This window comes from Serratia nevei (assembly GCF_024160145.1).
Classification (GTDB): domain Bacteria; phylum Pseudomonadota; class Gammaproteobacteria; order Enterobacterales; family Enterobacteriaceae; genus Serratia; species Serratia nevei_A.
In genome coordinates, this window is sequence record NZ_JAMYWQ010000001.1 from 345,569 (window position 1) to 368,337 (window position 22,769).

General features: G+C 63.5%; 23 protein-coding genes. 16 read left to right on the top strand and 7 right to left on the bottom strand.

Annotation, left to right across the window (positions count from 1 at the left end; translation table 11 throughout):
- Positions 1-22 precede the first annotated feature (22 nt).
- From M6G53_RS01520 to M6G53_RS01540, 5 genes are all read left to right on the top strand, one after another.
- Complete coding sequence (locus M6G53_RS01520) at positions 23-1,174, top strand: FAD-dependent monooxygenase (protein ID WP_366519469.1); 1,152 nt, start codon at positions 23-25, stop codon at positions 1,172-1,174.
- Positions 1,171-1,965, top strand: a complete 795-nt coding sequence (locus M6G53_RS01525) for an alpha/beta hydrolase (protein ID WP_253328458.1) — start codon at positions 1,171-1,173, stop codon at positions 1,963-1,965. Before M6G53_RS01520 ends, M6G53_RS01525 begins: the two co-directional genes overlap by 4 nt.
- Before the next feature lie 15 nt (positions 1,966-1,980).
- Positions 1,981-2,733: a maleate cis-trans isomerase family protein gene (locus M6G53_RS01530; RefSeq protein ID WP_436286507.1), complete on the top strand. Its 753-nt coding sequence runs from the start codon at positions 1,981-1,983 to the stop codon at positions 2,731-2,733.
- 9 nt (positions 2,734-2,742) lie between these two features.
- Entirely contained in the window at positions 2,743-3,372 is a 630-nt protein-coding gene (locus M6G53_RS01535; RefSeq protein WP_253328459.1) for an N-carbamoylsarcosine amidohydrolase, read from the top strand.
- Between the two features lie 142 nt (positions 3,373-3,514).
- Positions 3,515-4,825, top strand: a complete 1,311-nt coding sequence (locus M6G53_RS01540) for an MFS transporter (protein WP_253328460.1) — start codon at positions 3,515-3,517, stop codon at positions 4,823-4,825.
- A gap of 71 nt (positions 4,826-4,896) precedes the next feature.
- On the opposite strand, the gene dcp is transcribed toward M6G53_RS01540, so the two are convergent.
- Positions 4,897-7,098: a peptidyl-dipeptidase Dcp gene (gene dcp, locus M6G53_RS01545; protein ID WP_253328461.1), complete on the bottom strand. Its 2,202-nt coding sequence runs from the start codon at positions 7,096-7,098 to the stop codon at positions 4,897-4,899.
- 106 nt (positions 7,099-7,204) lie between these two features.
- Positions 7,205-8,119, bottom strand: a complete 915-nt coding sequence (locus tag M6G53_RS01550) for a LysR family transcriptional regulator (RefSeq protein WP_253328462.1) — start codon at positions 8,117-8,119, stop codon at positions 7,205-7,207.
- Positions 8,120-8,222: 103 nt separating this feature from the next.
- Between M6G53_RS01550 and M6G53_RS01555 the strand changes: the two genes are divergently transcribed.
- The gene (locus M6G53_RS01555) at positions 8,223-9,386 is read left to right on the top strand and encodes an MFS transporter (RefSeq protein ID WP_253328463.1); all 1,164 of its coding nucleotides are present in this window, start codon (positions 8,223-8,225) and stop codon (positions 9,384-9,386) included.
- Here the strand turns inward: M6G53_RS01555 and guaD are convergent.
- On the bottom strand, positions 9,371-10,687 hold the full coding sequence (guaD, locus tag M6G53_RS01560) for a guanine deaminase (protein WP_253328464.1): 1,317 nt from the start codon (positions 10,685-10,687) through the stop codon (positions 9,371-9,373). The genes M6G53_RS01555 and guaD overlap by 16 nt on opposite strands.
- Before the next feature lie 187 nt (positions 10,688-10,874).
- Here guaD and M6G53_RS01565 point away from each other — a divergent pair, with 187 nt between their 5' ends.
- The 6 genes from M6G53_RS01565 to ydfG all read left to right on the top strand — a co-directional run bounded on the left by M6G53_RS01565 (position 10,875) and on the right by ydfG (position 16,654).
- On the top strand, positions 10,875-11,057 hold the full coding sequence (locus M6G53_RS01565; RefSeq protein WP_253328465.1) for a hypothetical protein: 183 nt from the start codon (positions 10,875-10,877) through the stop codon (positions 11,055-11,057).
- Positions 11,058-11,115: 58 nt separating this feature from the next.
- Positions 11,116-11,640: a ferric citrate uptake sigma factor FecI gene (gene fecI, locus M6G53_RS01570; protein WP_253328466.1), complete on the top strand. Its 525-nt coding sequence runs from the start codon at positions 11,116-11,118 to the stop codon at positions 11,638-11,640.
- Positions 11,637-12,593, top strand: a complete 957-nt coding sequence (gene fecR / locus M6G53_RS01575) for a ferric citrate uptake sigma factor regulator FecR (protein ID WP_253328467.1) — start codon at positions 11,637-11,639, stop codon at positions 12,591-12,593. The genes fecI and fecR overlap by 4 nt, the downstream gene beginning before the upstream one ends.
- Before the next feature lie 115 nt (positions 12,594-12,708).
- Complete coding sequence (gene fecA / locus M6G53_RS01580) at positions 12,709-15,060, top strand: TonB-dependent Fe(3+) dicitrate receptor FecA (protein WP_253328468.1); 2,352 nt, start codon at positions 12,709-12,711, stop codon at positions 15,058-15,060.
- Between the two features lie 199 nt (positions 15,061-15,259).
- Complete coding sequence (locus tag M6G53_RS01585) at positions 15,260-15,781, top strand: GNAT family N-acetyltransferase (RefSeq protein WP_253328469.1); 522 nt, start codon at positions 15,260-15,262, stop codon at positions 15,779-15,781.
- Positions 15,782-15,904: 123 nt separating this feature from the next.
- Complete coding sequence (ydfG, locus tag M6G53_RS01590) at positions 15,905-16,654, top strand: bifunctional NADP-dependent 3-hydroxy acid dehydrogenase/3-hydroxypropionate dehydrogenase YdfG (RefSeq protein ID WP_253328470.1); 750 nt, start codon at positions 15,905-15,907, stop codon at positions 16,652-16,654.
- A 36-nt stretch (positions 16,655-16,690) separates the two neighbouring features.
- On the opposite strand, the gene M6G53_RS01595 is transcribed toward ydfG, so the two are convergent.
- A complete protein-coding gene (locus M6G53_RS01595) occupies positions 16,691-17,017 on the bottom strand; it encodes a YnfA family protein (protein WP_004938563.1) in 327 nt (108 codons plus the stop codon).
- A 148-nt stretch (positions 17,018-17,165) separates the two neighbouring features.
- On the opposite strand from M6G53_RS01595, the gene M6G53_RS01600 reads away from it, so the two are divergent.
- Both M6G53_RS01600 and M6G53_RS01605 read left to right on the top strand, forming a co-directional pair.
- Positions 17,166-17,534: a DUF1283 family protein gene (locus tag M6G53_RS01600; RefSeq protein ID WP_019455910.1), complete on the top strand. Its 369-nt coding sequence runs from the start codon at positions 17,166-17,168 to the stop codon at positions 17,532-17,534.
- A gap of 89 nt (positions 17,535-17,623) precedes the next feature.
- Positions 17,624-17,923 carry a DUF1161 domain-containing protein gene (locus M6G53_RS01605; RefSeq protein ID WP_253328471.1) on the top strand — a complete coding sequence of 100 codons (300 nt, stop codon included), beginning with the start codon at positions 17,624-17,626 and terminating at the stop codon, positions 17,921-17,923.
- Between the two features lie 47 nt (positions 17,924-17,970).
- Here M6G53_RS01605 and M6G53_RS01610 read toward each other — a convergent pair whose 3' ends face one another.
- Positions 17,971-19,458, bottom strand: a complete 1,488-nt coding sequence (locus M6G53_RS01610; RefSeq protein WP_253328472.1) for an MDR family MFS transporter — start codon at positions 19,456-19,458, stop codon at positions 17,971-17,973.
- A 295-nt stretch (positions 19,459-19,753) separates the two neighbouring features.
- On the opposite strand from M6G53_RS01610, the gene clcB reads away from it, so the two are divergent.
- A complete protein-coding gene (gene clcB / locus M6G53_RS01615) occupies positions 19,754-21,055 on the top strand; it encodes a voltage-gated ClC-type chloride channel ClcB (protein WP_253328473.1) in 1,302 nt (433 codons plus the stop codon).
- On the opposite strand, the gene M6G53_RS01620 is transcribed toward clcB, so the two are convergent.
- On the bottom strand, positions 21,052-21,444 hold the full coding sequence (locus M6G53_RS01620) for a helix-turn-helix domain-containing protein (RefSeq protein ID WP_253328474.1): 393 nt from the start codon (positions 21,442-21,444) through the stop codon (positions 21,052-21,054). The genes clcB and M6G53_RS01620 overlap by 4 nt on opposite strands.
- A 69-nt stretch (positions 21,445-21,513) precedes the next feature.
- On the opposite strand from M6G53_RS01620, the gene M6G53_RS01625 reads away from it, so the two are divergent.
- On the top strand, positions 21,514-22,008 hold the full coding sequence (locus tag M6G53_RS01625; protein ID WP_253328475.1) for a DUF2938 family protein: 495 nt from the start codon (positions 21,514-21,516) through the stop codon (positions 22,006-22,008).
- Between the two features lie 5 nt (positions 22,009-22,013).
- Here M6G53_RS01625 and bioD read toward each other — a convergent pair whose 3' ends face one another.
- A complete protein-coding gene (bioD, locus tag M6G53_RS01630) occupies positions 22,014-22,679 on the bottom strand; it encodes a dethiobiotin synthase (protein ID WP_253328476.1) in 666 nt (221 codons plus the stop codon).
- Positions 22,680-22,769: the final 90 nt, after the last annotated feature.

Sequence of the window (22,769 nt, forward strand, 5' to 3'; positions counted from 1 at the left end):
AAAGCCAACTGACAGGGGAAACATGATGAGCAAACAACCACGCATCGCCGTCGTCGGCGCCGGGCTGGGGGGCGCCTCCGCCGCCGGGCTGCTGCAAAAAGCCGGCTTTACCGTCGATCTGTATGAACAGAGCCCGGCGTTCTCGCGCCTCGGCGCCGGCATTCACATGGGGCCGAACGTCCTGAAGATTTTCCGCCGGCTCGGTATTGAACAGCGGCTGGAGCAGATGGCGTCTCATCCCGATTTCTGGTTCAGCCGCGATGCCGAGAGCGGCGACTATCTCTCGCGCATCGAACTGGGCGGCTTTGCCCGCCGGGAGTACGGCGCTGCCTATGTGACGGTGCACCGCGGCGATCTCCAGGCGTTGCAGCTTTCCGCGCTGCAGCCCGGCACCCTGCAGTTCGGCAAATGCCTGAGCAAGATTGAAGATCGCGGGGACGAGGTGGTGCTGAACTTCGTCGACGGCACCTCGGCCCATGCCGACATCGTAATCGGCGCCGACGGCATCAATTCACGCATCCGCGAACATCTGCTGGGGGCGGAAGCGCCGACCTACAGCGGCTGGGTAGCCCACCGCGCGCTGATCCGCGGCGAGAAGCTGGCGAAATACAACCTGACGTTCGAAGACTGCGTGAAGTGGTGGTCGGCGGACCGCCATCTGATGGTCTACTACACCACCCAACGGCGCGACGAGTATTACTACGTCAGCGGCGTGCCGCACCCGGCCTGGGATTTCCAGGGCAGCTTCATCGACAGCAGCCGCGAAGAGATGTTCGAGACCTTCGCCGGCTACCACCCGATCGTGCAGGCGCTGATCGAATCCAGCGAGCAGGTCACCAAATGGCCATTGCTGAACCGCAAACCGCTGCCGCTGTGGAGCGAAGGCCGTCTGGTGCTGCTCGGCGACGCCTGCCACCCGATGAAACCGCACATGGCACAAGGCGCGGCGATGGCGATCGAAGACGCCGCCATGCTGACCCGCTGCCTGCAGGAAACCGGCCTCGGCGACTACCGCACCGCCTTCCAGCTGTATGAAGCCAACCGCAAGGAGCGCGCATCCAGGGTGCAGGCGGTGTCCAACGCCAACACCTTCCTGCGCACCCAGGAAGATCCGGCCTGGGTCTACGGCTATGACCTGTACGCGCAAGCGCTGAAATCGGAGAACGCCGCATGAGCACCTTCCTCTACGGCGCCCACGTTCACGCCAACGACATTCGCCAACATTACCTGCGCTACGGCGGCCAAGGCCCGGCGCTGATCCTGATCCCCGGCATCACCAGCCCGGCGATCACTTGGGGCTTCGTCGCCGAGCGGCTGGGGGAAAAATACGACGTTTACGTACTCGACGTGCGCGGCCGCGGTTTGTCGTCCAGCGGCCCGGAACTGGCTTATGACGCAGAGACCTGTGCGCAGGACATCAACGCCTTCGCCGCCGCGCTGAACCTGGCCAGTTACGCCCTGCTCGGCCATTCGATGGGCGCTCGCTTCGCCCTGCGCGCCGCCGTTTTGCAGCCCGCCAGCGTGCGGCGGCTGGTGCTGGTCGACCCGCCGGTTTCCGGCCCCGGCCGCCGCGCCTATCCCGGCCAATGGCCGTGGTACGCCGATTCGATCCGGCAGTCGCTGCCGGGCATGAGCGCCGAGCAGATGCGCGCCTTCTGCCCGACCTGGAGCGAAGAGCAGCGCCGGCTGCGCGCCGAGTGGCTGCATACCTGCTACGAGCCGGCGATCCAACGCGCCTACGACGATTTTCATCAGGTGGACAGCCACCGTGACTACCCGCAGCTGACCCTGCCGACGCTGCTGATGGCCGCAGGCAAAGGCGGCGTCATTCAGCCCGAAGACCGGGCGGAGATCCGCGCGCTGCAGCCGGAGATCGCCATCGTCGAGGTCGAGAATGCCGGACACATGATCCCGTGGGACGATTTCGACGGCTTCTTCCGCGCCCTGGGCGATTTTCTGGATTAACTGAGGAACACCGACATGAGCAACCACTACCGCATCGGCCAGATCGTGCCCAGCTCCAACACCACGATGGAAACCGAGATCCCGGCGATGCTGGGCGCGCGCCAGCTGATACGCCCGGAGCGTTTCACCTTTCACTCCAGCCGCATGCGCATGAAACACGTCAATAAAGAAGAGCTGGCGGCGATGGACGCCGAGTCCGATCGCTGCGCGCTGGAGCTCTCCGACGCGCGGGTCGACGTGCTCGGCTACGCCTGCCTGGTGGCCATCATGGCGATGGGGCTGGGCTACCACCGCGAATCGCAGGCCCGGCTGGCGCAAGTGACGAAAGACAATCAGGCCGCCGCGCCGGTTATCAGCAGCGCCGGCGCGCTGGTCAACAGCCTGAAAGTGATCGGCGCCAAACGCATCGCGCTGGTGGCGCCCTATATGAAACCGCTGACCCAGCTGGTGGTGGACTACATCCAGCACGAAGGCATTGAGGTCAAGGTATGGCGCGCGCTGGAGATCCCGGACAACCTCGACGTCGGCCGGCACGATCCGGCCAGGCTGCCGGGGATCGTCGCCGAGATGGATTTACGCGAGATCGATGCTATCGTGCTGTCCGCCTGCGTGCAGATGCCTTCGCTGCCGGCCGTCCCGACGGTGGAGGCCCAAACCGGCAAACCGGTGATCACCGCCGCCATCGCCACCACTTACGCGATGCTGACCGCGCTGGAGCTGGAACCGATCGTCCCCGGCGCCGGCGCCCTGCTGTCCGGCGCCTATTGAGGAGGCAGAATGAACGACACCCTCAGCGACAACTATCGCGGCGTCTGGGGCCAGCGCCTCGGCTTCGGCCGGCGCCCGGCGCTGCTGGCGATCGATTTTATGCAGGCCTACACCACCGAAGGCGCGCCGCTGTTCGCGCCGGGCGTGGTAAGCGCGGTCGAGGAAAGCCGCGAACTGCTGGCCAGTGCGCGCCGCACCGGAATTCCGGTGATCCACACCCACATCCGCTATCATGCAGGCCATTTTGCCGATGGCGGCCTGTGGGTCAAAAAAGCGCCGGTGATGAAGGACATGGTGGCGGGCAACCCGCTGGCGGCGTTCTGCCCGCCGGTGGCACCGCTGGCCGATGAGGTAGTGCTGAGCAAGCAATACGCCAGCGCCTTCTTCGGCACCGCGCTGGCGCCGCTGCTGGTGGCGCAAGGGATCGACACGCTGCTGATGATCGGCTGCTCCACCAGCGGCTGCATCCGCGCCAGCGCGGTGGACGCGGTGCAGCACGGCTTTCGCGCCATGGTGGTGCGCGAGTGCGTCGGCGATCGTCACCCCGGCCCGCACGAAGCCAACCTGTTCGACATCGACAGCAAATACGGTGACGTGGTGCACAAACGGGAGGCGCTCGACTACCTGAACCGGTTATAAATCAACGAGTCACCTGCAACGACAATAACGAAGGCGCAGACAGCGCCTCACGCGACCGCCCGAAACAGGGCGGCGCCCATGTAACGCAAACACAACAGGCGCCTCCTGCGGAGGCCACCACGCACCACCTGGAGACAACATCATGGCCATTGTCGATACCCCGCTGGCGGGGAAAGCGGACGCAGAATCGCTGCTGCTGTACCGCAAAATCACCTGGAAACTGATCCCGTTTCTTTGCCTGTGTTACCTGGCGGCCTACCTCGATCGCATCAACGTCGGGCTGGCCAAGCTGCAGATGGCCGATGCGCTGCAGCTGAGCGAAGCGGCCTTCGGCCTGGGCGCCGGGCTGTTCTTCGTCGGCTATATTCTGTTCGAGGTGCCGAGCAACCTGATCCTGCAGCGCGTCGGTGCCAAGATGTGGATCGCCCGCATCATGATCACCTGGGGGCTGCTCTCCACCGCCACCATGTTCGTCACCACGCCCACCCAGTTCTACGTCATCCGCTTTCTGCTCGGCGTGGCGGAGGCCGGTTTTCTGCCTGGCGTGCTCTTTTACCTGACGCTGTGGTTCCCGACCTATCGCCGCGGCCGCATCATCGCACTGTTCATGATCGGCCTGCCGCTGTCCAGCGTGATCGGCGGGCCGCTCTCCGGCTGGATCATGGGCCATTTCGACATGCGCCACGGGCTGCACGGCTGGCAGTGGCTGTTTTTGCTGGAGGGTATTCCCAGCGTGCTGTTGGGCGTGCTGACCTTCTGGCTGTTGCCTAATACCTACCAGCAGGCCAAGTGGCTGACGCCCGAGGAAAAACAGCGCATCGCCGACGATTTGGCACGCGACGACGCCGAGGCCAATCATGGCAAGCACAGCTTCCGCGACGGCTTCTTCAACCTGAAGGTGTGGATGCTCGGCGGCATCGACTTCGCCATTCTGCTCAGCGCCTACGCCATGGGCTTTTGGATGCCGACCTTCATCAAAACCGCCGGCGTCACCGACATCACCACCATTGGCTACCTGACGGCGATCCCCAGCGTCGCCGCCCTGCTCGGCATGCTGCTGATCGGCAGCAGTTCCGACCGGCTGCGCGAACGGCGCTGGCATATCATCGTGCCGTTTATCGTCGGCGCGCTGGCCATGGCCGGCAGCACCTTCTTCACCCACAATGCGCTGGCCACGGTGCTGCTGTTCTCCATCGCCCAGGCGGCGATCATCGGTGCGGTGCCGGTATTCTTCAGCCTGCCGGCCACCTTCCTGCGCGGCACGGCGGCGGCGACCGGCTTCGCGCTGGCCTGTTCGCTGGCCAACATCGCCGGGTTGGTGAGCAATTCGCTGATGGGGCTGGCGCTGGATCTGACCGGCAAGAGCGGCAGCGCGCTCTGGGCCTTCGCCGGCTGCCTGCTGCTCAGTTCGCTGCTGGTGGTGGCCCTGCCGGCCAAGGTGGTGAACCGCTGAAGTCGGCCAAGCCAAAAAAGACGAAGGGCGCATAACGCGCCCTTTTGTTTGCTTACCGGGAATGGCCGAACTTACTCGTCCTTCAGCCCGCGGTTGATCAGCATCGGTTCGATGCTCGGCGCTTTGCCGCGCCAGTCGATGTACAGCTTCTCCAGATCCTGGCTGTTGCCGCGCGACAGGATCATGTCGCGGAAGCGCTGGCCGTTTTCGGCGGTCAGGCCACCGTGTTCGGTGAACCACTGGAAGGCGTCGTCCGCCAGCATCTGCGTCCACAGATAGGCGTAGTAGCCCGCGGCGTAGCCATTACCCCAGATGTGCTGGAAATAGCTGGAGCGGTAGCGCGGCGGCACGTAGCTGAGATCGATCTTGTCTTTTTGCAGCGATTCGGCCTCGAACTTGTCCACGTCCTGCTGCGGCTGGTCGGCCGTGAGCATGTGCCAGTGCATGTCCAGCAGCGCAGCGGACAGCAGTTCGGTCATGCTGTAGCCCTTGTTGAACTTGTCGGCCTTCTTGATCTTGTCGACCAGTTCCTGCGGCATCGCCTCGCCGGTCTGGTAATGCTTGGCGAAGTGGCCGAACACTTTCGGATCGCGGACCCAGTGCTCGTTGAACTGCGACGGGAACTCGACGAAATCGCGCGCGGTGTTGGTGCCCGACAGGCTCGGGTATTCCTGATCGGCGAACATGCCGTGCAGCGCGTGGCCGAACTCGTGGAACATCGTGATCACGTCGTCATACGACAGCAGCGCCGGCTGGCCCAGCGCCGGTTTGGTGAAGTTGGCGACGTTGTAGATCACCGGTTTGGTGCCGTTGAGCTTCGACTGATCGACGAAGTTGCTCATCCAGGCGCCGCCGCCCTTGTTGTCGCGCTTGAAGTAGTCGGTGTAGAACAGCGCCAGCGATTTGCCGTCCTTGTCGAACACTTCATACACCTTGACGTCCGCTTGATAGACCGGAATGTCCTTGCGCTCTTTGAAGCTGATGCCGTACAGCAGGTTGGCGGCGTAGAACACGCCGTTGTTCAGCACGTTGTTCAGCTCGAAGTAAGGCTTGATCTGCGACTCGTCCAGATCGTACCTGGCCTTGCGCACCTGTTCGGCGTAGAACTGCCAGTCCCAGGCCTGCACCTTGAAGTCGCCTTTCTGCTGGTCGATCACCGCCTGAATGTCTTTGGCTTCACGCTCGGCGCGCGCAGTGGCCGCCGGCACGATGTTGCGCATAAAGCTCAGCGCGGCATCCGGCGTCTTGGCCATCTGGTTTTGCAGTTTCCAGGCGGCGTAGTTCGGGTAACCCAGCAGCCTGGCCTGCTCGGCGCGCACCTTGGCCAGACGGGAAATGGTCTGGCGGGTATCGTTGCCGTCGCCCTTCTCCGCGCGCGCCCAGGAGGCGTCGAACAGCGCTTTGCGGGTATCGCGATCTTTCAGGCTCTGCAACAACGGCTGTTGCGTGGTGTTTTGCAGCACCAGCAGCCACTGTTTCTCCAGCTTGCGTTCGGCGGCCGCCTGAGCCGCCGCCGCCAGCTCGCCTTCCGACAGGCCGTCCAGCTTCGCCGGGTCGGTTATCGCCAGCGCGCCGTTTTTACTCGCCGCCAGCAGTTTGTTGGTGAACTGGGTGCTCAGCGTCGCCGCTTCCTGGTTCAGCGCCTTCAGCTTGGCCTTGTCGGCGTCCGACAGGTTGGCGCCCGCCAGCTCGAAGTTCTTGTAGGTCACTTCCACCAGCCGGCGCGCTTCCGGATCCAGCTTCAGCGCATCGCGATCCTGATAGATGGCCTTGATGCGCGCGAACAGTTTGCCGTTGAGCATGATGTCGTCGTTCAGGGCCGCCAGCTTCGGCGAGGTCTCTTCATCCAGCTTCTGCAGCGCATCGCTGGTGTTGGCCGAGGTCATGGCGCCGAACACGTTCATTACCCGTGTCAGCAGCGAGCCGGCCTGCTCCAGCGCCACGAAGGTATTTTTGAAGTTGGGCTTGGCCGGGTTGTTGGCGATCTTCTCCACCTCTTCCCGCTTCTGCTTGATGCCCGCTGCGATCGCCGGCGCGTAGTCGCTCTCCTTGATCAGGTTGAACGGCGGCGCCTGGAACGGCAGACGGCTTTGATAGAAGAATGGATTTTGGGTCTTTTGCTTCTCGTGCTGATTGGCTTCACCGGTCACGGTAGCCTCCTTCGCCTGACCGCTGGGCAGCGCGCTATGGTCGGCGTGAGGTTGGGTTTCTGCTGCCTGTGCCTGCGAGCCCAGCGCCATGCCGATCGCCAGCACCAATGTGGATAAACGCATCAAATCGAAACTCCTCCATGTTCACGGAATAAGGTCTCGGGGAATCGCTCCCTCTGAGTCACCTCCTAGCTTAGGCGCAGTTGGCAGTTTGAGCAAAAACAAGTGATTAGCAGTTAACCGTCTCGCCAACCTGCTGTATCAGGAACGTCAGCAACGCGCGCGTTTTGGCCGGCAGATAGCGGCGGCCGGGGTAAACGGCATACAGCTGCAACGGCGCCGGCGGCAGTGCCAGCGGCACCTCAACCAAACCGCCGTCGGCCAGAAACGGCCGGCAGCCAAGTTCGGAAAGCATGGCGAACCCCACGCCGGCCAAGGCCGCCTTCAGCGCCATCTCTCCACTGTTGACGCGATAGCGCGCATTGACCGGGACGGTAACGAAGGTTCCGTCCGGGCGGATAAACTGCCACGGCATCCCCTTCAGCGCATCTACCGTGCTGATGCAGGGCAATTGCGTGAATTGTTCAATCGCCGACGACGGCGGCCACTGCGCCAGCAACGCCGGAGCGGCCACCACGATACAAGGGAAAGACGCCAGCGGCTGCGCCACATAGTCGCTATCGTCCAGCATGCCCCGGCTAATCATCACCGCCAGATCGACATCGTCGAGCAGCGACGTCATGCCAGCCAGGTTGGTCACGCAGCTGATTTCGATCTGCGGATGCTGCTGGGCGAACGCCGCCAGCGGCTCGCCCAACAGGTATGGCCCCACTTCATTGGGCACGCACAGGCGCAGCGGCCCGCGCAGCTGTTGCTGCCGCTCGCTGAGGGTTTGCGCGGTATGTTCCAGCGACGCCAACAGCGGCTGGGTGCGTTCATGCAACAGCTGGCCGTTCGGCGTCAGCCGCATCGAGCGAGTGCTGCGTTCGAGCAATCGCTGCTCGAGCTGGCGCTCCAGCTGAGAGATATAGCGGCTGACGTTGGAGGTCGGCATCGCCAGCGCCCGCGCCGCCCCGACGAAACTCCCCTGTTCCACCACCGCCACGAAAATGCGTAACAGGTTTAAATCCAATTTATCGCGCATGATTATCCCTGATTTGATAACAAACCATGCCATTTCTACCATCTAATCCCGATCAACGCCAAGCGCTACACTGCCGGCCTGACTCTGCAACCGATAGATGCTTATGACACCCACGAGAAAGCTGACGGCGATAGCGCTGGTCATCGCCTTTATTCAGTTCACCAATGCCCTGGAATACATGGTATTCAACCCGATATTCCTCTACATGGCCGCCGATTTTTCCGTGCCCGTCAGCTTCGCCGGCTATGTCAGCGCGGCCTATACGCTGGCCGCGGTGATTTCCGGCATCGGCGCGTTTTTCTGGATCGGCGGCGTTGAGAAGCGGCGCTTTCTGCTGCTCAACGTCACGCTGCTGGGCGTGACCACCTTATTGATCGCTACAACCCAGCAGTTTTACTGGCTGCTGGCACTGCGGCTGTTGGCCGGGCTGTTGGGCGGCACCACGATGGGCGTCGGGATCGGCTTGCTGCTCAACGCCGCACCAGCCGCGCTGCACGGCAGAATGTTGGCGACGGTGATCGCGTCCTTTTCGTTGGTGAGCATCGTCGGCATGCCGGGCATGCTGTACCTGTGCGAAGTAGCGAGCTGGCGCGCCGCGCTGGTGACTATCGGCGGGCTGTGTCTGCTGGCGGCCGTCTTGGTCGCGCTGTTCGTTCCCAGGGATGCGCCGCAGCCACGGGCTGCCACGCCCGTCGCGCTCGATCGCCGGTTGTTGCTGTTCGCCGCCGCCGCCGGCCTGACGCAGTTCAGCCCGATGCTGCTGATCCCGGTGCTGGCGCCGCTGCTCACCCAGCGGTTACAGGCGGCAGACGCGCATTTGCCTTGGCTGTTTCTCATCGGCGGCGTGGCCGGCTATCTGGCGACCGTGCTGGCGGGCCGCTGGCTGCAACGCTTTGGCGCCGTGACGCTGACGGTGGGCGCCACGCTGCTGCTGCTGGGCAGCCTATGGCTGGCGGCGCGCGGCGGCGATCGCGGCGAGCTGTTCATGGTCGCGTTTCTCGCGGCGGCCTATGCGCGGCTGGTGGCGATCTCCTCCCTGAGCATGCGCTGGCCGGACGATCGGCAGCGCGCCGCCTTCGGCGTACTGCAAACCGCCCTGATACACCTGAGCGCCACGGCGGCCTTCCTGCTCTCCTCCGCGTTGCTGAGCAGCGGCCTCACCCCGTTTAGCCTGCAACGCCTGTTATGGCTGTGCGCGCTGAGCGCGATCGCCGTCGTGCCGCTCAGCGTTTGGCTACAGGCGCGGCTGCGTCAACGCGGCGCCTGATAAACCACCTTGCCGTCTACATAGGTGCGATAAATATTGCGATCGTCCCCCAGCGTCATCAGCACGAACCCTTGTTCCGCCGACGTGGCGCTGTTGGCGTAGCGTAGCTGCTGCAGCGGCGTGACTGCCGGATCGAGCACCACGAAATCCGCCTCTTTGCCGACGTTGAAGTTGCCGATTTTGTCGTCCAGCGCCAGCGCGCGGGCGCCGCCCAGGGTGGCGTGATAGAACGCTTCTACGGCGGAGAGCCGGTAATGTTGCAACTGGCCGACCTTGTACGCCTCGCCCAGCGTGCGCAGCATATTGAAGGTGGTGCCGGCCCCCACGTCGGTGCCGATGCCGAGCTTCACCCGCTTACGCCAGGCCTGCTGCAGGTCGAACAGCCCGCTGCCGAGGAACAGGTTGGAGGTGGGGCAAAACGCGATCGCCGAGCGGGTCTCGCACAGGCAGTCCCACTCCTGCTCCTCCAGGTGCAGGCAGTGGGCGAACACGCTTTTGCCGCCGGTCATGCCGTAGCGGTGGTAAACGTCCAGATAGCTTTGGCTCTGCGGGAACAGCGCTTTTACCCAGGCCACTTCCTGCGGATTCTCGCTCAGGTGCGTTTGCAGCCAAACGTCGGGGAATTCTTCGCGCAGCCGCTGCACCTGTGCCAGCAGCGCCGGCGAACTGGTCGGCGCAAAGCGCGGCGTGATGGCGTAGCCGAGGCGGCCTTTGCCGTGCCAGCGCTCGATCAGCGCGCGCGTCTGGCGGTAACTCTGCTCCGGCGTCTCCAGCAGCGCCTGCGGCGCATGGCGATCCATCATCACCTTACCGGCGATCAAGCGCATATTCAGCGTTTGCGCCTGGCTGAACAGCGCATCGACCGACTGCGGATGCACGCTGCCGAACACCAGCGCGGTGGTGGTGCCGTTGCTCAGCAACTCCCGCAGAAAGAAGGCCGACATCTCGTCGGCGTGCCGTTCGCAGCCGTAACGGCTTTCGGTCGGGAAGGTATAATTGTTTAACCACCCCAGCAGTTGGTCGCCATAGGCACCAATCATTTCGGTTTGCGGGTAGTGGATATGGGTGTCGATAAATCCCGGCACGATCGGTTTGTCGCGATACTCCGTGACCGCAAAGCCCGGTGGCAACAGCGCCGCACCCTGCTGCCAGCTGCCGAACCAGACGATGGTGCCCTCGTTGAGCAGCAACAAACCGTCGGGAATGTGCCGCAGGCATTCGTCGAGCTGTTGCGGTTCCTCCACGCAGGCGGTGATATCAAAAAAATTGCCACGAATAGCCGTGGTGAATTGCAGTGCCATTATTTTCTTCCTTGTGACGACCGGCCAAGCTCACCCGCGTAATAATCTTCGCTGATGAAACAATGCCTTTATTACCCAAACTCAAAGACCGGGTTAAGCATAGCAAGCCGTGTGCCAACAGGCGGCCATAAAATAAATTTTCATTTAAAAACATAGATATATTAATTTAATCAAAGAAAACCAACTGATGAAAAAGAATAAAACGCGCGGCGGTCTTCAACGGCAGACCAATAGCAACCGTTTGCTTGCCGGAATAACGCCGCGCCGCTGCACCTTTACTGGGCAAGCGGATATTTTCGCGTCCGTAGCGGTTATTTCAACGCGATACAAAGGGGCCTGCCCTATTCCGCAGGCCACCCGACAAACTTGAAACGATAACCATTCTCAATTATCATCCGCGCATCTTTTTGACCAGCAATGCGAAAACCATGTCCGCCACCGCTTCTGCCCCGCACACCGCGCTGTCGCGCCTTTACGCTACCCATCACGCCTGGTTGCAGGGATGGCTGCGCAGGCGGCTGGGCTGCGCTTTCGACGCGGACGATGTGGCGCAGGACACTTTCATGCGCCTGCTGAAAAACGACGCCGCAGCGACCCTGCGCGAGCCGAAAGATTTTCTGGTCACCGTCGCCAAACGGGTGATGGTCGATCTGTTCCGCCGCAGAACGCTGGAGCGCGCCTATCTGGAGATGCTGGCGCTGATCCCGGCGGGCTATGCCCCGTCGCCGGAGCAGCGCCAGAGCCTGCTGGAAAACCTGCAGCAGATCGACGCCATGCTCGACGGCCTGGGGCCGAAAGTGAAGCAGGCCTTCCTGCTGTCGCAGCTCGAAGGCCTGGGCTATGCGGAGATCGCCGTGCGGCTCGGCGTGTCGGTCAGCTCGGTGAAAAAATACATGGCCAAGGCCACTGAGCATTGCCTGCTGTTCAGCCTGGAAAACGACGTTTTCTCATGAGCAACGCCATCACCCCCGAGCAGCGCCAGGCGCTGAAAATGGCCGCACACTGGTACGCCCTGCTGTGCGATGAGCACGTCACCGACCGCCAGCGCCAACAGTGGCAAGTCTGGCACCAGCAACACGACGATCACCGCTGGGCCTGGCAGCGCGTCGAAGCGTTGCAGAGCCAGCTGCAGGGCGTGCCGGGCAAGTTCAGCTACCGCGCTCTCGACCGCGCCGGCCGCCAGGCGGCGATCGATCGCCGCACTCTGTTGAAGAGCCTGCTGCTGTTGCTCGGCGTGGGCGGCGGCGGCTTCGTCTTCCAGTCGCCGCTCGGCCGGGAGCTGCGCGCCGACTACCGCACCGCCACCGGCGAGATCAAACCGATTGTGTTAAGCGACGGCACCCAGCTGGTGCTGAACACCGCCAGCGCGGTAGACGTGCATTACGACGATCGGCAACGGCTGATCCGCTTGCACGCCGGGGAAATCAGCCTGGTTACCGGACGCGACCCCCGGCCGCTGTGGGTGCAAAGCCCACAGGGCGCGATGCGCGCGCTCGGCACCCGCTTTTTGGTGCGCGAAAGCGGCGGCGAGACGCGCCTGACGGTGCTGGAGCATGCGGTCGAAGCGCAGCTGGCGCAGGACGCGCGGCAAACGCGCCGGGTGGAGGCCGGAGAACAGATCGGCTTCAGCGCCACGGCCTTCAGCGACAAGCACCCGGCTGCGGCGGAGGACGGCTGGCTGCACGGCGTGCTGAGCGTCAGCCAGTGGCGGCTGGACCGGGTGATCGCCGAGCTGGCGCGCTACCGGCGCGGCCACCTGAGCTGCGATCCGGCCGTCGCCGGCCTGCGCGTCAGCGGCAGTTTCCCGCTCAGCGATACCGATCGCGCCCTCGCCCTGCTCAGCCAGACGCTGCCGGTGCGCCTGCAGAGCTTTACCCGCTATTGGCTGCAAATCGTCCCCGCCTGAATCTTTTTAAATGAAAATGATAAAAAATCGCATTCTTGATTGTCCCTTTTGCTTCGCTCATCCGACTCCCAGGAAAACACTGCAGCAATAAATAAAAAATGATTCAGGAGAAGGTATGAACAACGCTTGGGGAAAGGGAGCGCCGGCTTCACTTTGGGGAAAACGGGCCACGCCGCTGGCCGTGGCCATTGGCCTGGCCTTCGCCGCACCGCTGACGGCGAGCGCCGCCAGCGCCGCTGCAACCTATCACATTCCGGCCGGTGAACTGGACGGCGCGCTGAACGCGTTCGCCGCTCGCGCCGGCATCGCGCTCTCGGTAGACGGCACGCTGACCGCCGGTAAGCGTTCGCCGGGCCTGAGCGGCAGCTACGGCGTCGATGACGGCCTGAACGCCCTGCTGGCCGGCAGCGGCCTGCAGGCTAAAGCGCTCGGCAACCACGGTTACACGCTGGCCAAACTGCCGCAGCCGCAGAAGGAAGAAGACATCACCGTGGTCGGTGACTGGCTGGCGGAAGGCCGTCAGGTAGACGTGTTCGAACATCCCGGCGCGCGCGACGTGGTGCGCCGCGAAGAATTCGCCAAAACCGGCACCACCACCGTGCGCGAAGCGTTGAACCGCGTGCCGGGCGTGGTGGCGCCGGAGAACAACGGCACCGGCAGCCATGATATGGCGCTGAACTTCGGCATTCGCGGCCTCAACCCACGCCTCGCCAGCCGCTCCACCGTGCTGATGGACGGCATCCCGGTGCCCTTCGCTCCTTACGGCCAACCGCAGCTGTCGCTGGCGCCGGTCTCGCTCGGCAATATGGATGCGATTGACGTGGTGCGCGGCGGCGGCGCGGTGCGCTACGGGCCACAGAGCGTCGGCGGCGTGGTTAACTTCGTCACCCGTGCCATCCCGAAAACCTTCGGCATGGAGGCCGGCATGCAGGGGCAGCTCAGCCCGACCTCGCGCCAGGATCACCCGAAAGGCACCGGTAACCTGATGATCGGCGGCACCGCCGACAACGGCCTCGGCGCGGCGCTGCTCTACTCCGGTACCCGCGGCAGCGACTGGCGCGAACACAGCGCGACCAAGATCGACGACGTGATGCTGAAAAGCCGTTACGCCCCGAACGAGGTGCACACCTTCAACAGCCTGCTGCAATACTACGAAGGCGAAGCGGACATGCCGGGCGGCCTGAGCCGGGCGGACTACAACGCCAACCCGTTCCAGTCGACGCGCCCGTACGACAAGTTCTGGGGCCGGCGCCAGCTGGCGAACTTCGGCTATCAGTATCAGCCGGATCAGCAGCACAAGTTCGACGTGCAGAGCTTCTACACCTACACCCTGCGCAGCGGCTATCTGGATCAGGGCAAAAACCTGACGCTGTCGCCGCGCGAATATTGGGTGCGCGGCGTGGAACCGCGCTACAGCCAGAGCTTCCGCTGGGGAGATTCGGCCCATGAGGTGGGCGTCGGCTACCGCTACGTCAGCGAATCCACCCACGAGCTGCGCTACACCAGCAAGGCCAGCACCGGCCGGCTGCCGTCCAGCGCCAGCCCGTACGATCGCGATACCCAGTCCGGCACCGAGGCGCACGCCTTCTATATCGACGATCGCATCGACATCGGCGACTGGACCATCACGCCGGGCATGCGCTACGAGTACATCAAGTCGTATCAGAACAACTACATCAAGAACAACCGCCTCGACGTCAGCTATAACGCGCCGCTGCCGGCGTTGAACGTGATGTATCACCTGAACGAATACTGGAACCTGTACGCCAACACCGAAGGCTCCTTCGGCACCGTACAGTACAGCCAGATGGGCAAAGCGGTCGACAGCGGCAAGATTGAACCCGAGAAAGCGCGCACCTGGGAGCTGGGCACCCGCTACGCCGGCGATGCGCTGACCGGCGAAATCGGGCTATTCCTGATCAACTTCAACAACCAGTACGACTCCAATCAGGTGACCGACAGCGTGACCGCGCGCGGCAAAACCCGCCACGCCGGGCTGGAAGGCAGCCTGCGTTACGATCTGTCGCAGCTGACGCCGAAACTGGACGACCTGACCGCCTACGCCAGCTACGCCTACGTCAGCGCCACCATCCGCGAAGACGGCGGCTACAAGGGCAATCAGGTGCCGTTCTCGCCGAAGCATAAAGGCACGCTGGGGCTGGACTACACGCCGGGCAACTGGGCGTTTAACCTTAACGGCGAATTCCAATCCCGCCAGTTCGCCGACAACGCCAACACCGTGGCGGAAAGCGCCGACGGCAGCACCGGCCGCATTCCCGGCTATATGCTGTGGGGCCTGCGCGCCGCCTATGATTTCGGCCCGGACATGGCCGGCCTGAATCTGGGCGTCGGCGTGAAAAACCTGTTCAACCACGAGTATTTCACCCGCGCCTATGACGACAATAACAAAGGTCTGTACGTCGGCCAGCCGCGCACGATCTATCTGCAAGGCTCGGTGAAGTTCTGATCCCCGGCGGCGGGCGCACCTCGTCGCGCTCGCCGTCTCACTTATAGCGTGACATTGTCACCAAACCCGTTCTTTCCATCTTGCCCAAGCGACGAAAAATAAGTCGCTTCTGCCGCCAATGCGCGTAATATCGACGATCCGCCCTGATTTATGGGCGCGATTTTTTGCCGTTCTGGCCTGAAAAGCGAGGGAAAATAAGATGAATCATAATGACCTTTCTCAGTGCCGCGTGGACACCGACCGTTTGTTGATTGCCCCCTTTACCGCAGCAGACGCCGACGATGTTTACCAGGCGATCACCCCCACTCTGACGCGCTTTATGACCTTTGAGCCGGAGGCGTCGCCGGAAGATTTCGCCAACGTCTGGCAAGGCTGGCTGCCGCTGATGCGCGAAGGTGAAGAAGTGATCTTCGTCGCCCGCCGGCGTGAAGACCGGCAGTTCGTCGGCGTCGGCGGCGCGCATAACCTGCGCAGCCACACCCCGGAGCTGGGCATCTGGGTAAAAGAGGGCCTGCACGGCCAGGGCTACGGCCGCGAAATCGTGCATGGCATCGCGCGCTGGGCCAGCGAGCGCTTTCAGCCGCCGCACTTTCTCTACCCGGTGGCCGAACAGAATACCGCCAGCCGCCGCCTGGCCGAGTCGCTGGGCGGCGTGCTGGCCGGCCGCTGCGAACGCATCAAGTATGACGCCGTGGTGTATCACTTGCCGCCTCAGCATTGATCCACACCGGGCCACGGCCCGGCTTGGCTTTTTTTCTCTGCGCCGCGATAACCGCTGCCACTGCCTGCGGGTTTGTGCTAATGATAGAGGCATGTAGGGTAAAAACAGTTGAGGAACAGCAACATGATTATTTTTGTTACCGGCGCCACCTCCGGTTTCGGCGAGGCCATCGCACGCCGTTTTATCCGTGAAGGCCATCAGGTGATCGCCGCCGGGCGCCGCCTTGAGCGTCTCGAAGAGCTGCGGGATGAGTTAGGCGAAGCGCTGCACATCGTGCGGCTCGACGTGCGCAACCGCGCCGCCATTCAGCAGGCGATCGAGGCACTGCCGGCCGAGCTGCGTCAGATTGACGTGCTGGTGAACAACGCCGGGCTGGCGCTGGGGCTGGAACCGGCGCACAAGGCCAACGCCGATGACTGGGAAACCATGATCGACACCAACGCCAAGGGGTTGGTGAACATGACGCGCGCACTGCTGCCGGCCATGGTCGAGCGCAACCTCGGCCATGTGATCAACATCGGCTCCACCGCCGCCAACTGGCCCTATGCCGGCGGCAACGTGTACGGCGCCACCAAGGCGTTCGTCAAACAGTTTAGCCTGGGCCTGCGCGCCGATCTGCACGGCACGCGCATCCGCGTGACCGATATCGAGCCAGGCCTGGTGGGCGGCACCGAATTCTCCAACGTGCGCTTCAAGGGCGATGACGGCAAGGTCAACAAAACCTACGAAGGCGCCGATGCGCTAACGCCGGAAGACATCGCCGAGTCGGTGTTCTGGGTCGCGACGCTGCCGGCGCGCGTCAACATCAACACGCTGGAAATGATGCCGGTCAGCCAATCCTTCGCCGGGCTGAACATCCACCGCGGCACCTGATCTCCAACGGCGGGGGGCGACTCCCGCCCTGTTTCCTCAGGCCGCGCGCCAGCCGGAAACGATGATCAGCATACCCGCCAGCGCCACCCCGGCGCCCACCCAGTCCAGCGCAGACAGCTTCACCCCGTCCACCACCCGCAGCCACAGCAGCGCCGTCGCCACATACACGCCGCCGTAGGCCGCATAGACCCGCCCGCTGGCCGCCGGATGCAGCGTCAACAGCCAGACAAACAGCATCAGGCTCAATGCCGCCGGCAGCAATAGCCAGGCGCTGCCCTGCTTCTTGAGCCAGAGATAAGGCAGGAAACAGCCGATAATTTCGGCGAGCGCAGTGGCGAAAAACAGCAGCGTGGTTTTTAACATCGGTCGCAGTTTTCTCTCGGTAAATTAAACGAATCGGCGCTTGGCTGGTGAATTCCAGGAACGCAGTGGTATATTTGTCACCACGCCTGCGGGCGAGGTAACGCCAGTGCCGCCATCATCAGGCGCACTCACTCATAAGGATGAAACGATGAAAACATTTTCGACCCAACGACTGCTACGCGGGATGCTGCCGGTCGCCATGCTGGCCGTCATGGGCGCCTGGCAGGCGCCTGCGCTGGCCGCCACCTGCACTCAGGGCAGCACCTGCGTCACCGTCGATGGCAAAGGCAGCGGCGCGATGAGCACCGAAGAAGCGCGCCAGAGCAAAGAGCAGTGGAATGATACCAAAACCCTGCGCCACAAGGTTAACACTCGCGTCGAGAAAGAGTTCGACAAGGCCGATCGCGCGGCGGATGACGAAGATCGCTGCAACGACAGCAACAATGTCAACGCCTACTGGGAACCGGACACCCGCAAATGCCTGGATCGCCAGACCGGGCGTCGGATTAATCCTTAATCCGCCTGCGGCGGGCGGGTAAACGTGAAACCCGGCCGCCGTTACTGCTATCCTGTTACAGGAAGTCCATTGTCTAAAAGGATGACGTGATGAAAAAAACGCTGATATTAGCCGCGGTGTTGCTGGCTGGCACGCCGTTGGCGGCCCTGGCCTCCTGCGAAAGCGTGAAAGCGGACATTTCGCAAAAAATCGTCAATAACGGCGTTCCGGAGTCCGGCTTCAAACTGGAGATCGTGCCTAACGATCAGGCCGATCAGGCTGGCGGGCAAGTGGTCGGCCACTGCGAAAACGACACCCAGAAGATCGTCTATACCCGCCTGAACAACGGCGACGACCGCGGTGACGCAGCGCAGACCGGCACCAGCCAGGACACCTCCAACACGCAGTAAGCCGCATCGGCTACCCAGGGCGCTCAGCGGCGCCCTTTCTTTTTCCCTTACGCCTGCTCCGCTTCTTCCTCTTCGCCCTGCGGCCGACAACGCGCCGGGATCAGCATCGCCGCCGCCAGCGCCAGCAGCGACACCAACGCCGACACCAGGAACACCCAATGCAGCGAAGCCGCCACCTGCTGGGTCAGCTGCGCCAGCGCTTCGCTCCCCATGCTCTGCCGCACCGCCGGCTCCATCAGCCGCTGCACCGGATCGTCAATCTCCGGCAAACGCCACTGCAGGTTGAGGTTCAGCGTGGCGCCCAGAATGGCGGTGCCGATGGCCGACCCCACCATACGGGTAAACACCGTACAGGCGGTGGCGATGCCGCGAATGCTGTAATGCGCCGCGTTCTGCACCGACACTAAAAACGTGGTGTTGCACAGCCCCATGCCGGCGCCGACCATAAACGCCGCCACCCGGCCCCACAGCAGGCCGCCGTTCGGCTGCAGCATCAGCAGGATCAGGCCGCCCGCCACCAACAGCAGCGCCCCCAGCAGCGCCGTGGCGCGATACGAGGTCATCAGCATCAAACGGCCGCTCAGCGTGCTGGCCAGCGGCCAACCGATCGACATCAGCGCCAGCGTGGTGCCCGCCTCCAGCGGCGAGCCGCCCATCACGCCCTGAATGAAGGTGGGCAGGAAGGCGCTGATGCCCATCATCGCCGCGCCGATCACCAGCCCGCCAATGTTACCGGCGACGATCACCCGGCTCTGCCACAGCGCCAGCGGGAACAGCGGTTCGACCGCGCGCCGTTCCTGGCGGACAAGCAGCGCCAGCGACGCCGCCGCCAGCGCGAGAAGCGGCACCACCCACCATCCCAGGCTTTCCATCTGCAGCAGCGCCAGCAGCAGCGCCGAAACGAACAGCGTCAGCCAGGCGGTGCCCGCCAGATCCAGCGCGTGCCGCCGCCGCTGCTGATGCACCGGCAGATAACGCCAGAGGAAGAACATCGCCAGCAGGCCGATCGGCAGGTTGACCCAGAACACCAGCGCCCACGGCAGATGCTGCACGATAAACGCGCCCAGCAGCGGGCCGATGATCGCCGACACGCCCCACACGCTCGACAGGTAGCCCATCACCTTCGGCCGCTCGGTGGCGCTGTAGATGTCGCCGATGATGGTGGAGGCGATCGGCATGATGGCGCCGGCGCCCAGCCCCTGCAATAAACGGAAGCCGATCAGCCAATACATGTCGGGGGCGAAGCCGCACAGCACCGAGCCCAACAAGAACAACGTGGCACCGAAGAAAAATACCCGTTTGCGGCCGTAGAGATCCGCCAACCGGCCATAGATGGGGATGGTGATCGCCTGCGCCAGCAAATAGACCGCGAACACCCACCCCAGCAGCGAGAAGCCGCCGAGATCGCCAATGATGGTCGGCATGGCGGTGGCGACGATGGTGGCTTCAATCGCCGACATGAACATCGCCAACATGCAGGCGATCAGGATCAGCGGGCGGTGGGCAATGGGTGCGGATGAAACGTTATTTGTCATGGCGTTATGCAGGGTTCCTGGCGTTTTTATTTTCCCTGAGTATATCAGCAAGCGCCTGCGACGCCCCCATTCGCCTTCACATCCCGCCGTTGCCGCCGGCGAATCGCACCAATTGGACTAATAGTTACATCGTAACGTTTTGCCGCCGTGTTTTTCACTTGCCGCACATCCCCGCACAGGGGCGCCTGCCGCCCCTGCCACGCCGCAGTTTGATAAAGATTCACTGGTCATCGGCCAGAGCGCCAAGCACAATGCGCTGATGACCCTTTGATTTTTCTCACGACGCCGCCCACGCATGAAAAGATTGGTCCACCTGCACCACTATCGCGCCCTGCTGCGCAGCCTGTTCATCGCCGTGTTTATCGGCGTCGCCGCCGCCCTGGCGGTGTGGCTGTTCCACCGTTCGATGATCGGCCTCGAGTGGCTACTGCTCGGCAATGCCGACGGTAGCCTGGTGGCCGCCGCCGCCGCGCTGCCAGGCTGGCGACGCGCCCTCACCCCGGCGCTGGGCGGGCTGGCGGCGGGCCTGTTGCTGTATATTCACCAACGCTACCGCCACCAGCGCCCGGCGGCGCCCACCGATTATATGGAAGCGATCGAGACCGGCAACGGCAAGCTGGACACCGGCGCCAGCCTGGTGAAGTGCCTGGCCTCGCTGCTGGTGGTGTCGAGCGGCAGCGCCATTGGCCGTGAAGGCGCGATGATCCTGCTGGCGGCGCTGGTGGGCTCGCTGTTCGCTCAGCGCTTTACGCACGAGAAAGAATGGAAACTGTGGGTGGCCTGCGCCGCCGCCGCCGGGATGGCCAGCGCCTATCATGCGCCGCTGGCGGGCAGCCTGTTTATCGCCGAGATCCTGTTCGGCACCCTGATGCTGGCCTCGCTCGGCCCGGTGGTGATCGCCGCGGTCAGCGCGCTGCTGATGACCAACCTGCTCAACGGCGGCCAGGCGCCGCTGTATCTGGTGGCGCAGCTCGCGGCCCCCCTGCCGACGCAATACCTGCTGATGGCGCTGGTCGGCGTGGTGGCCGGCGCCGGCGGGCCGCTGTTTTTATGGCTGATGACCGCCACCGGCCATGCCTTCCGCTCGCTGAGATTGAAGCCGCCGTTGCAGCTGGCGCTGGGTGGCCTGATCGTCGGACTGCTTTCGCTGCTGTTCCCGCAGGTATGGGGCAATGGTTACAGCGTGGTGCAGGCGCTGCTGATCGCGCCGCCGGGGGTGCTGCTGCTGGGGGCGATCCTGGTATGCAAACTGTTGGCGATCCTCGCCAGCAGCGGCTCGGGCGCGCCGGGCGGGGTTTTCACCCCGACGCTGTTCGTCGGCGCCGCGCTCGGTTCAATCATCGGCCAGCTATTTGGCCTGTGGCCGGGCATGGATACGGCGGTGCCGCTGCTGCTGGCGCTGACCGGCATGGCTACCCTGCTGGCCGCCACCACCCATGCGCCGATCATGGCGGCGCTGATGGTGTTTGAAATGACCGGCGAATACGCGCTGCTGCCCGGCATTCTGCTCTCGTGCGTGATCGCCACCACCGTGTCGCGCGGCCTGCGGCCGGTGTCGGTGTATCACTCGGCGCCGCCGCCCAAACGCGAAGCTTAGAACTCGCCCTGTTGCAGGATTTTCCTGAACTGCGGGCACTGCAGGTGCTCGGGTTCAGGGCAATCGACCAGATGGCGCAGCCCGTCGCGTACCTGCATCAGGCGCTGGATGTGGCGATCCAGCTCATCCGCCCGCGCCGCCAGCAGCCCGCGATCGAGCGCTATCTTGCCACGTTCGTCAAACAAGGCGCTCATCTCGTCCAGCGTAAAACCGGCCAGGCGCGCCAGCGCGATCAGCCGCAGTTGGTCGAGCACCCCGGCGGCGTATTGGCGGCGCAAACCGTGGCGGCCAATCGACGCGATCAGCCCCTTTTTCTCGTAATGCCGCAGTGCAGAAGGCGCGATCCCGCTCAGGCGCGCCACCGCGCCGATATCCAGTTCTTTTGTCATTGACTTGAAGCCGACTTTAAGTTGCACACTGTGCGCACATTATCACGTCACTGAGCCAAGGACACCTGTATGACCCCCGATCTGTTAGTGCGCATCCTGTTAACCGGCACCGGCGCCACCCTCTGCATGGATCTGTGGGCGCTGCTGCTGAGGCGGCGCTTCGCCATCCCCTCTCTCGATTATGCGCTGGTGGCCCGCTGGTTTCTCGGCATGTTCGACGGCCGCTGGTTCCACGCCACCATCGTTACGGCGCCGCCGCGCCGGGGAGAGAGAGAAATCGGCTGGATCTTGCACTACGCCATCGGCATCGCGTTCGCCTTTATCCCAATCGGTTTGGCGGGCAGCGGGTGGTATGCAAGGCCGGAGCCGTTTATCGCGCTGCTGAGCGGCTGGCTGAGCCTGGCGGCGCCGTTTCTGGTGATGCAGCCCGCACTGGGCTTTGGCGTGGCGGCGGCGAAAACCGCCCACCCGCGAAAAGCGCGGCTCCTCAGCCTGCTCACCCACACGGTGTATGGGCTGGGCCTGCTGATCGCCGCCCGGTTGTTGGCGGCGCTGTGCGCCTAGCGGGCTTACAGCAGCGTGGAGATATCGAGGTAGTGCGCCAGTTCGCGCTGCTCCGCGCGCGGCAGGTACGGGATCTCACCCAGCAACGGCGCGGGAATGCGCTGCTGCAGCGCCGCGATGGTTTCGGCGTAATGCGCCAACCCCGGGTTGATGCGGTTGGCCACCCAGCCCAGCAGCGGCAGACCGTCGTTGATAATCGACTGCGCGGTCAGCAACGCGTGGCTGACGCAGCCCAGCTTGATGCCCACCACCAGCACCACCGGCAGCTGTTCCTGCACCACCCACTCGGCGTAAGGCCGCAGATCGTTCATCAGCACCCGCCAACCGCCGCTGCCCTCCACCACTACCGTATCGGCTTTGGCGGACAGATCCCGCAGACCACTACTCATCACGCCATAGTTGATGTCCTCGGTCGCATGCGCGTGAAACACCTCATCCAGGCAGGTGATGGGGTTGATCTCCTCGTAGGCCAGCGGCAGGGTTGACGATGCCTGCAACACCAAAGCGTCTTTATTGCGGATGCCCTCGCTGGTTTCCTGGCAGCGTGCGGCGATCGGCTTGTAGCCGGCCACCGAACGGCCTTCGGCGGCCAGCGCCTGTATCAACCCGCGGGAAACCACGGTTTTACCGACGTCGGTATCCGTGCCTGTCACAAATAAACGCTTCAACATGAATAAAATGCCCCAGAATGCCCCGTTAACAATGTGTCGCCGCACCGGCGGCGAAGAAGTCTTTCGGAAAAATTCTAGGGGATGCTGCCA